General features: G+C 50.5%; 8 protein-coding genes. 5 read left to right on the forward strand and 3 right to left on the reverse strand.

The genetic code is table 11. The features are described 5' to 3' along the window. Nucleotides 1-459 precede the first annotated feature (459 nt). The gene (locus DWX59_RS20200; RefSeq protein WP_117560956.1) at nt 460-1,050 is read left to right on the forward strand and encodes a hypothetical protein; all 591 of its coding nucleotides are present in this window, start codon (nt 460-462) and stop codon (nt 1,048-1,050) included. A gap of 17 nt (nt 1,051-1,067) precedes the next feature. Next, nucleotides 1,068-2,231 carry an acetyltransferase gene (locus DWX59_RS29430; RefSeq protein ID WP_235845121.1) on the forward strand — a complete coding sequence of 388 codons (1,164 nt, stop codon included), beginning with the start codon at nt 1,068-1,070 and terminating at the stop codon, nt 2,229-2,231. A gap of 78 nt (nt 2,232-2,309) precedes the next feature. Here the strand turns inward: DWX59_RS29430 and DWX59_RS20210 are convergent, their stop codons facing one another. Continuing rightward, nucleotides 2,310-3,122, reverse strand: a complete 813-nt coding sequence (locus tag DWX59_RS20210) for a MerR family transcriptional regulator (RefSeq protein WP_117560957.1) — start codon at nt 3,120-3,122, stop codon at nt 2,310-2,312. Nucleotides 3,123-3,227: 105 nt separating this feature from the next. On the opposite strand from DWX59_RS20210, the gene DWX59_RS20215 reads away from it, so the two are divergent. Further along, entirely contained in the window at nt 3,228-4,580 is a 1,353-nt protein-coding gene (locus DWX59_RS20215; RefSeq protein ID WP_117560958.1) for an MATE family efflux transporter, read from the forward strand. Nucleotides 4,581-4,781: 201 nt separating this feature from the next. Next, a complete protein-coding gene (locus DWX59_RS20220; RefSeq protein WP_117560959.1) occupies nt 4,782-5,870 on the forward strand; it encodes an anaerobic sulfatase maturase in 1,089 nt (362 codons plus the stop codon). Between the two features lie 150 nt (nt 5,871-6,020). On the opposite strand, the gene DWX59_RS20225 is transcribed toward DWX59_RS20220, so the two are convergent. Next, a complete protein-coding gene (locus tag DWX59_RS20225; RefSeq protein WP_117560960.1) occupies nt 6,021-6,254 on the reverse strand; it encodes an HPr family phosphocarrier protein in 234 nt (77 codons plus the stop codon). A 300-nt stretch (nt 6,255-6,554) separates the two neighbouring features. Here DWX59_RS20225 and DWX59_RS20230 point away from each other — a divergent pair, with 300 nt between their 5' ends. Then, a complete protein-coding gene (locus DWX59_RS20230; RefSeq protein WP_117560961.1) occupies nt 6,555-6,974 on the forward strand; it encodes an Hsp20/alpha crystallin family protein in 420 nt (139 codons plus the stop codon). Between the two features lie 226 nt (nt 6,975-7,200). Here the strand turns inward: DWX59_RS20230 and DWX59_RS20235 are convergent, their stop codons facing one another. Beyond that, a complete protein-coding gene (locus tag DWX59_RS20235; protein WP_166460275.1) occupies nt 7,201-8,943 on the reverse strand; it encodes an FUSC family protein in 1,743 nt (580 codons plus the stop codon). Between the last annotated feature and the right edge of the window lie 46 nt (nt 8,944-8,989).

Genomic DNA, 8,989 nt, shown 5'->3' on the forward strand with positions numbered 1-8,989 from the left:
ATGTTGGGCGCGCACAATCACCAAAAAGAATCAGGACGAAATAAATGAAATACTGAATGAGACCATTCGAAAAGCATCGTATCATTTTGGGGACCCACATCTCAATATCGCCACATTGGCCGGAATATACCGGATGGCAATCAAGGAATATGATTTGCGGCATGGCCTGGAAACAGAAAAGAAAATACGTCCGTGTATTAATATGTCGGAGTTCCTTTAACATATGACCCGGGTTAGAAAACACGTAAATAAAGGCGCCTCATGCCTGGATTTAAAGCAGACGGAAATACTTTAACACGTAAAATCAAGGGGCAATGCAGGAGAAGGGGAAGCCCTGTTCATGCAGCTGTCTGAAAGAATGGGCTTATAAAAATACGTTTGACAGGCACTGATGGTCCGGGACAGACAGTTATTTAAAATCAGGTAAGGAAAACCAAAGATTCATTTGGGTGGTGGTTGATGAAAATCTGTACATACTGCAAAAGTGAGATAGAGGACAGCTGTTTACAGTGTCCTAACTGCGGGGCATCTGAGTTCGAACATAAATGCCCTGTATGTGGATGCAGCCATAAGGGAGGCGCCTGCCCGGAGTGTACCATACAAACGGCTAGTGAAGTGGTGGGGTCCGTGGCTGTATTAACAGGGCGTATGAAGGACATGTTAAGTAAGGTAGAAACAAACGGGGGAGTAGAAAACAGTAAAGCGGAAAACAGCAAATCGGAAAACGGAGAAGCGGATCTGGAAATGAAAGGGAACGGCCATGTAATGATTGGCGGCACCCGGCCATTCAACCCCCGGCCATATACCCCCCCAGCCATCAACCCTCGGTCATCCAACCCTCGGTCATCCACCCCCCAGCCATCCAATCCCCACCCATCCGGTATACGGCCAGAACCCAAGAAGATATCCCTGTTTGCCAGAATCATCCGGTATATTCTTCTTGGCATATTTTTTTATCTGCTGGCCCTTGTCATAATCACAATTCTGATTGCCGTTTATATAGCCATAACCGGTAATGTACCGGGATTTGTTATGGGATTGTCAGGCTGAATCAGGCGGACGGGGGGATGATGAGGAAAATAAATTATATATATTATATTGTCATGCTGGCGCTTTGGCCGGCGGTGGACCGTCTGCTTAGTATCGGAACCAGGATCAGTCCCCTGTTTTTCTGGCTGCTTCCACTGTATGCCGGGTGGTTTATCGGTTCCCCGTTCCTGCTGTATTGGCTCAGGCAGAGGCTTCCCCTTCGAACGTCCTTTCATGCCAGCCGGGAATGTAAAATGGAATGGAGTACATTCTGGCTTGATGAGGAAGGCGGGGAACTGGCCGCGCTTTTTATCCTGAACCCTTTTCATGTACAGTATATTGCGGTGCCGCGGATTGACAGTATGGATGTAAGGCTGGATGGACTGACTGCGGACAGGAAATATGCACGGCAGATCAGTGTGCATCTTGTAGTTGATGGAAAAGCGTATAAAATGCAGGCGTGTTCCATGGGCCGCTTTGGAACGGTAGTCACTCATCCCACAGTCTCAAAAAGACATGGAATCATGTTTAGCCGGCAGGGCTGCCGGGCAATACATAACAAAATGGGAGAAATGGATATGAAACGTTTATTAATTTGGGGAGCCGGGGACCAGGGGACTGTGACTTTGGACTGTGCCCTGGCAATGAGGCAATACGATGGGATTGATTTTCTGGATATGAAGGAGAAAGGCCATCGGGAGATTCCGGGATATCATATTCATGAAGAGGCAAAGGTTGATTTAAAGCATTTCCTTCAATCCTATGATGAGGTTATTGCTGCAGTTGGCAGTAATGAACTGCGCGAGAAGAAGATTAACCAGGTGAAGGCATGGGGGATTCCGTTGGCGGCAATCGTCCATCCCACTGCCATCATCAGCCCGTCCGCCAGTATTTCCCAGGGGTGTACCGTGCTGGCCCGCGCGGTAATTAACCCCAATGCGCGGATTGGGATTGGATGTATCATAAATACCGGTGCGATTGTGGAACATGACTGTGTGGTGGAGGATTTTGTGAATATCTGTCCGGGAGTGTCCATGGCCGGACATACACGGATTGGAAGAAAGTCGTTTATAGGAATCGGGAGTACGGTTATTGATGATATTAGGGTGGGAAAAGAAGTGGTGATTGGAGCCGGAGCCGCCGTAATCCGGGACATACCGGATTACGCGGTTGCGGTGGGGGTTCCGGCTAAGGTCAGGTAGCAGCTGTATTTTGAGGGCTGAGGGAAAGCCGCTTCCGTATTGCCGGATCACATGGATGACAGCGGTATGGAGACTGGGTCATGAAATCCCGGCCTGCCCGACCTCTACCTTCAGCTGCAGTTCCGTCACCTGTTCCTCCACATGCTTGGTGGTATGGATGTCAATCCACAAAAGCTCCAGCAGGGGACCCCGGATTGCCATGCCATTGTCCCTGGCATACTGGAGAAGCTGGGGCACATAGGTGCGCGTCTGCCTGAAGCTGCCGCAGTAGCATACCGACAGGTAGGATCCTGCCTCAATGTGATGCTCCCCGTCCGGATGAAGGATGAACACTGCGTCATATTGCTGGCAGCGCCCGTCCAGGGCATCGGACAGGTTGACAAAGGAGCCCATCTGGTTGTTGCCGATGATATACTGTCGGTCCGGTCCAAAGGATACCAGCTGCTTAATCAGGATATCCATTTCCTCGTCCGTCTCGTAGCTCTGCATGATCCGGTGGCAGGGCCTGGGCGGCATTTCTTTTAAAACAATCCGGCCAAGGACAAGCTTCCCGGCCTGGGTTATGGTTTCCCGTCTTGTTATGATATTATCCCGCAGGGAGTTGAGCCTTGCAATCTGCTGGTCTATTACATGCATTTCCTTTTGGAACAGCTCCAGGGTTGAGCCGATGCTTCTGTTTTCAATATAGGAACGTATCTGGTCCATGGAAAAGCCCAGCTCCCTTAAGTCGCGGATGACATTGAGGCACCACAGGTCCTCGGTGCGGTACACGCGGTAGCCGTTGGGCGCCCGGCGGGGAACCAGGATGCCAAGTTCCTCGTAATAGCGCAGGATGTCCGTGCTGATGCCGTATAATGCTGCAATCTCCCCAATCTTATAAAATGTTGACATGTCATCTCTCCTAAATATGGCAAAAATTGCTGTTTACCTTGGTATTATACCAAGGTTTATACTTTATTTGCAAGATTAGCTGTGTGAATAAAAAGGAGAAGGATCATGAATTTCGAAGGAGTGTCACTGAAGAAATCATTTTGGAGGTTTGTCTGGCCGTCTGTTCTGGCCCAATGGATATTTGCGCTGTATACCATGGTGGATGGGATGTTTGTGGCCAGGGGTGTGTCGGAGGTGGCTTTATCAGCTGTTAACATTGCGTCGCCCTTTGTGAATTTCCTGTTTTCCGTGTCCATTCTTTTTGCAGTGGGCACATCCACCATTGTGGCTATTTTCCTGGGACAGGGAAAGCACAGGGAAGCCAACCAGGCCAATACGCAGAACCTGGCGGTCTCAGGCCTGATTGCATTGATGATCATGGCAGCCGTATGGCTGTGCCTGGACCCGCTGGTGATGTTTTTGGGGGCAACTGAATCCACGGTTGGATACGTGCGGCAGTATATCCTGTCCATCCTGCCGTTTACCTGGTTTTTTATAAGCTCCTACACCTTTGAGACACTGGTTAAGACCGATGGGTACCCGCGCTTTGCCGCCATTGCGGTGACAACGGGCGCGCTGACAAACTGCGTCCTGGATTACCTGTTTGTCATGGTGTTCCACTGGGGCATAGGGGGCGCCGGTGTGGCAACCGGGATTTCACAGATGCTGACCGTATTTTTATACTTGAGGCATTTCCTTAGTGAAAAGGCAACCATAAGGTTTGCAAAACCTGACTGGAATTTCGCACAGTTCTGCCGGGTGGTGAAGATCGGGCTTTCCTCAGGACTTACGGAACTGTCGGCCGGTTTCACGGTGTTTATGTTTAACCACGCCATCTTACGCTGTATTGGGGAACAGGGGATTGTCAGCTATACCATCATTGCATATGTGAATACCATCGTGGTCATGTCCATGGTGGGGATTGCCCAGGGCATCCAGCCGTTAATCAGCTTTTATTATGGAAAAGGGCAGCAGGAGGCGTGCAACAGGCTGCTCAGGTATGCGGTTACAACCGCTGTGGGTATGGCAGGAACCGCATTCCTGGCATCCATGGCAGGCGCGGATGGGATGGTTTCCCTGTTTATTTCCAAAAACCTGGAAAGCCTGAGGGAGTACTCCGCGGCCGTGTTCCGGATTTTCAGCCTATCGTTCCTGGTGCTGGGATTTAATATTGTGGGCGCCGGATATTTTACAGCCATTGAGCGGCCTAAGGAGTCCCTGGTGATTTCCCTGGGAAGGGGAATGGTCATCATGGCCGGGGCCCTGGCCGGCTGTATCGCCCTGGCGGCCGGCCGGGGAATCTGGTGGGCGCCGACGGTTTCGGAGACAGTGTGTCTGGGTATTACGCTTATATTGGTGTGCCGTCATATCAGGCGGGAAACTGCAATGACAGGCGCGCCGGTCATGGAGGAATCATGATTCCCGGCCCTGAAATACATGGCAGACCCCGTATAAGACATCTATAAAAGATATCGCAGCTAACTCCGATGAAGTCTGATCTGGCCGCCGCCGCGGCCAGATCCGTGGGATAGATAATCTGACTATCCCGGACTGGATTTTTAGTGTATAATAGATGCTGTCAGCAGTGCGCAGAATAGACCAAAAGAGGAGAAGAATGAGATGCCGCCGTTAAATCTTTTAATAAAGCCGTCTTCCGGCATGTGCAGCCTGAACTGCACCTATTGCTTTTACCATGACCTGATGAGTAAGAGGGAGGTCCCGTCTTACGGCTTCATGTCGGAAGAGACAAGCCGGGCGCTGATCCGCAAGGCGCTTGCATATGCCACGGGCCAGTGTTCGTTTGGGTTCCAGGGAGGGGAACCGACCATGATCGGTCTGGATTTCTACCAAACGTTCGTGGAGCTGGTAAAGGAATACAACCACAAGAACCTGGAAATCAGCTACTTCATACAGACCAACGGATACCTTCTGTCTGAGGAATGGGTGCGTTTCCTGGCAGATAACCATTTCCTCATCGGAATTTCCCTGGATGGGACCATACATACCCACAACCGCTACCGAAAGAATTATGATGGAAAGGGATCCTTTGACCAGGTCATGGATACCATTGGGCTCTGTAACCGATATAAGGCAGAATATAATATCCTGACCGTGGTCAATAAGGCCACGGCCATGAGCGTACGGAAAGTATACCAGTTCTACCGCAGGCAGGATTTCCGTTATCTGCAGTTCATCCCCTGCCTGGACCCCTTGGGCAGTGAAAAGGGAAAGGAGGAATATTCCCTTCTACCCGAGGAATACGGGCGTTTTCTCTGTGAACTGTTCGATTTGTGGTATGATGATTACTGCCATGGACACCTGATATCCATCCGCAACTTTGATAACTATCTGGGCATGCTTAAGGGGTATCCGCCCGAGGCATGTGACATGCGGGGACAATGCAGTATCCAGCATGTGGTGGAGGCTGACGGAAGCATATATCCCTGTGACTTCTATGTGCTGGACCAATGGAAGCTGGGCAATATACGGGAAGAGGAGTTTGGGGGTTTTGCCGCAAAAGAACAGGCGGTGAAGTTCATGGAACTGTCCCGGAACCAGGACGGGGAATGCAGAAGCTGCCGGTATTTTAAGCTTTGCAGGGGAGGCTGCCGCAGGGTCCGGGAAGAAAACGGACAAGGGCGCAATTACTTCTGCAGGTCCTACAAAATGTTCTTTGATCATGCCTTAGGACGGCTGATGAAAATGTGAGGTATGGAAAAATCTGCCTGAACCGCGGCCAACCAGCGGGAAAAAGAAAGGTTTAAGGCAGGAAATATAGTTGAAGGATGTAAACAAAAGCCGTGGCAGCAGACTGCCCCGGCTTTTGTCCGTCTCAGGATTCCAAGCGGAACAACATTCCTATACAATAAACTTTGCGATTTTCTTCCTCAAATCCCTGCATCCGTCCTCGTCAATATGAAGGACCAATTCCACGGTGCGTGAAATTGCGAGATAGAGAACACCCAGTATGGACTTGGCATCCACAATCTGGCGGCCATATTTGATATCAGCGTCATAATCAAAGAGGCTGATGGTATTGACAAAATCAACCACCTGATTTGGCTGTTCGAACCTGACTAACATGCTTGTCATAAGTATTCACTCCTTTGTAGAACATTCAATTCATGTTCTTATAAGTATAGGAGGTATGGTCCGGTTTTTCCATGGTAAGATTTTTGGATTTCATGCAAAATTTAACGAAGAGCCCGGCAGCCGCTGCCCCACCAGGCCTCTTTTTGGGGGGCGGGGGACTATCTGGGCCATGGGGGCTATTAAAATATTAAAAAAATATAAAGTCAGCAGGGTATATTGACAACATAGAAAATGCGTGTTATATTACATATAGAACAAAACAAACAACAACTTTATTTCATAGAAAAGGAGAGATGATTTATGTTGATGCCTAGTATTTTTGGAGAAAACTTATTGGATGACTTTTTTGACTACCCATTTGGCAGAAGCAGCACCTTTGATATGATGAATACAGATATCAAGGATACGGATGCAGGTTATGAGATTACCATGAACATGCCTGGAGTAAAAAAGGAAGATGTAAAGGCTGAATTAAAGGACGGTTATCTTACCATCCGGGCCACGGCCAATACCAGCAAGGACGAGAAGGGGTCTGACGGCAGATACATCCGCAGGGAGCGCTATTCAGGTTCCTGCAGCAGAAGCTTCTATGTGGGGGATGCAGTGACCGAGCAGGACATCAAGGCTAAGTTTGAGGACGGCACCCTGAAGATGCTGGTTCCGAAAGCAGAGAACAGGCCCGCGGTGGAGGATAAGAAGTATATCCCCATTGAAGGATGAAGCTGTGGATCCCGTCAAGGTAAGGGCATAAAATAAAGGAAAGGAATAAAAAGACAGAGGGTGATGACAGGAAGATGAAATTAAGATAAGACAGGATAAAATAAGATAAGATTAAGATAAGGTAAGATTAAGATAAGGTAAGATTAAGATAAAAAAAGATGGCGTGCCGGCCTCAGTTAACCGGCACGCCATCTTTTTTCCGCTGCAGGAACCAATGCACCGTGTGTCAAACCAGGTGCCCGGCCTCGAATACCGGGGCATCCATCCGCTCCTCAATCCGCATCCGGTGGGCATTATGTACCTTTTCCCTGCACTTTGCCAGAATGTCCGGAACCTCCGCCCAATCCTCCAGATACGCGTTGCTGGCCAGCTTTTCCTCCTGAAGATGGGCCTGGATGACCAGGCTGTAATACAGCTGGGTATCCACATAATCGGCGCTGCATATACGGGTCAGGAGTTCTGTCAGGGTCTGGTATTTGGTCAGCAGATGTCTGGTGGCCATGGAGCGGCTGTAGGGGATGATATAGCAGTTGGCAATCAGTCCAAGGGCTGCGCCGGCCAGGATATAACCCAGGCGGATGATGAATATATTTCCCACCTGCCAAAAGCCGAATGCATTCATGAACACAGCGCCTCCCAGGGCGCCGATGGTGGAACAGGCAAATGTCTCGGCGTAATCGGTAAAATAAAATGAGAGGTAACCGGAGAGCATCATGGCGGCGGTGCGTCCGGCGGCCGAGGGAACCAGGGAATAAATCACAACAGAGGCCAGGCCGCCGGTTATAGTTGCCAGAATCCGCTTCTTTGTCTTGGCAGGCACATCATCTGCATAGGGCAGGGATACGGAGGCCAGGGTGAACAGGAGCCATCTGCCGTGGGGCATCCCAAGGGCCTGCACCAGGCAGGCGGCTGCGGACAGCACCAGGGCCGTGCGCAGCGCGTAAACAGCCCGCACCGGGCTTAGGTCCAGGGCTGCCATGAGGCGGAACCGGAAGGACAGGGAGGTTTCGCGGTAGCGGGACCTGTTCTGGGGGTCTGTCATGTGCAGTAGCCTGTCGCGGATATAATTCAGGCTGTTCTGGAACAGGACAGAGGTCTTGCTGCTTTCAGGGGCAGCAGGGACAGAGGAATCAATAAGGGGGATGCCACCTGTTTCCTGCTGGAGAAAGGAATGAAAAGCAGCCAGCCGGGAGCGTACATTTATTAGCAGGTCACGGTCATTGCGGCACAGGGGGGCAGGCAGTTCATTGATAAGGACCAGCAGGTGTTCCAGGCCGCGGCCCGCGTCTACCATGTAGAAACTGGCGTCGGAGATACAGAGGATCCGTTTCCTGCGCTCATATACGGTCCGGCTTAGCTGATACAGCCGGCTGCGCATATAAGGGAAATCCGGCGCATCCACACTGCCCTCCAGACGGCTGCCAATATAATGGCTGATCATATCAATCATCCCGCATAAGACATCCTTTGCTGTCTCAACCACCCGTTTCCTTCCCATGAACCACTGGTACAGCATGATGGACACGGCCCCGGCCAGCATGGCCATAAGCCTTCTGGGAAGCTGCGCCCCGCTGACAGGGGAAATGTATATCAGGAACAGATAGGATAAGATGTAAGGGAAATACAGATGGCTGGAGTACTCATAAGTAAATGCATACAGGATCCCCAACAGTGTGACGAAATTAATCATAAACGACATGGGCATGGGAAGGGCATTTACCCAGTAGGCGGCCAGCGCCATCCAGACCAGCACCAGGGACTGGGCAATCAGGTGGCGGACAGGAGCAGCGGTCAGGTCACGGGCCATGGAGGCGGACATCATGATTGTGAAAATGACGCCCACAATGGAATTTTCCGGGCCGAAAATGAGCTGGAAGACATTGATGTATGCAACAATAAAAATAAAACTGAGTGTGCCGAAGCGGAATTTGTCCCGTACCGGCGCGGGAATCTTAAACCGGATGTTCATGAATGTATGCATCTCCTTTGTTCTGGCTGATAATTGGATAGTGGTT

This window comes from Enterocloster aldenensis, from assembly GCF_003434055.1.
GTDB classification, from domain to species: domain Bacteria; phylum Bacillota; class Clostridia; order Lachnospirales; family Lachnospiraceae; genus Enterocloster; species Enterocloster aldenensis.

Excerpts from the sequence above, each read along its gene's own strand:
- DWX59_RS20200 (WP_117560956.1), top strand. The coding sequence starts at position 460 with ATGAAAATCTGTACATACTGCAAAAGTGAGATAGAGGACAGCTGTTTA.
- DWX59_RS29430 (WP_235845121.1), top strand. The coding sequence starts at position 1,068 with ATGATGAGGAAAATAAATTATATATATTATATTGTCATGCTGGCGCTT.
- DWX59_RS20210 (WP_117560957.1), bottom strand. The coding sequence starts at position 3,122 with ATGTCAACATTTTATAAGATTGGGGAGATTGCAGCATTATACGGCATC.
- DWX59_RS20215 (WP_117560958.1), top strand. The coding sequence starts at position 3,228 with ATGAATTTCGAAGGAGTGTCACTGAAGAAATCATTTTGGAGGTTTGTC.
- DWX59_RS20220 (WP_117560959.1), top strand. The coding sequence starts at position 4,782 with ATGCCGCCGTTAAATCTTTTAATAAAGCCGTCTTCCGGCATGTGCAGC.
- DWX59_RS20225 (WP_117560960.1), bottom strand. The coding sequence starts at position 6,254 with ATGACAAGCATGTTAGTCAGGTTCGAACAGCCAAATCAGGTGGTTGAT.
- DWX59_RS20230 (WP_117560961.1), top strand. The coding sequence starts at position 6,555 with ATGTTGATGCCTAGTATTTTTGGAGAAAACTTATTGGATGACTTTTTT.
- DWX59_RS20235 (WP_166460275.1), bottom strand. The coding sequence starts at position 8,943 with ATGAACATCCGGTTTAAGATTCCCGCGCCGGTACGGGACAAATTCCGC.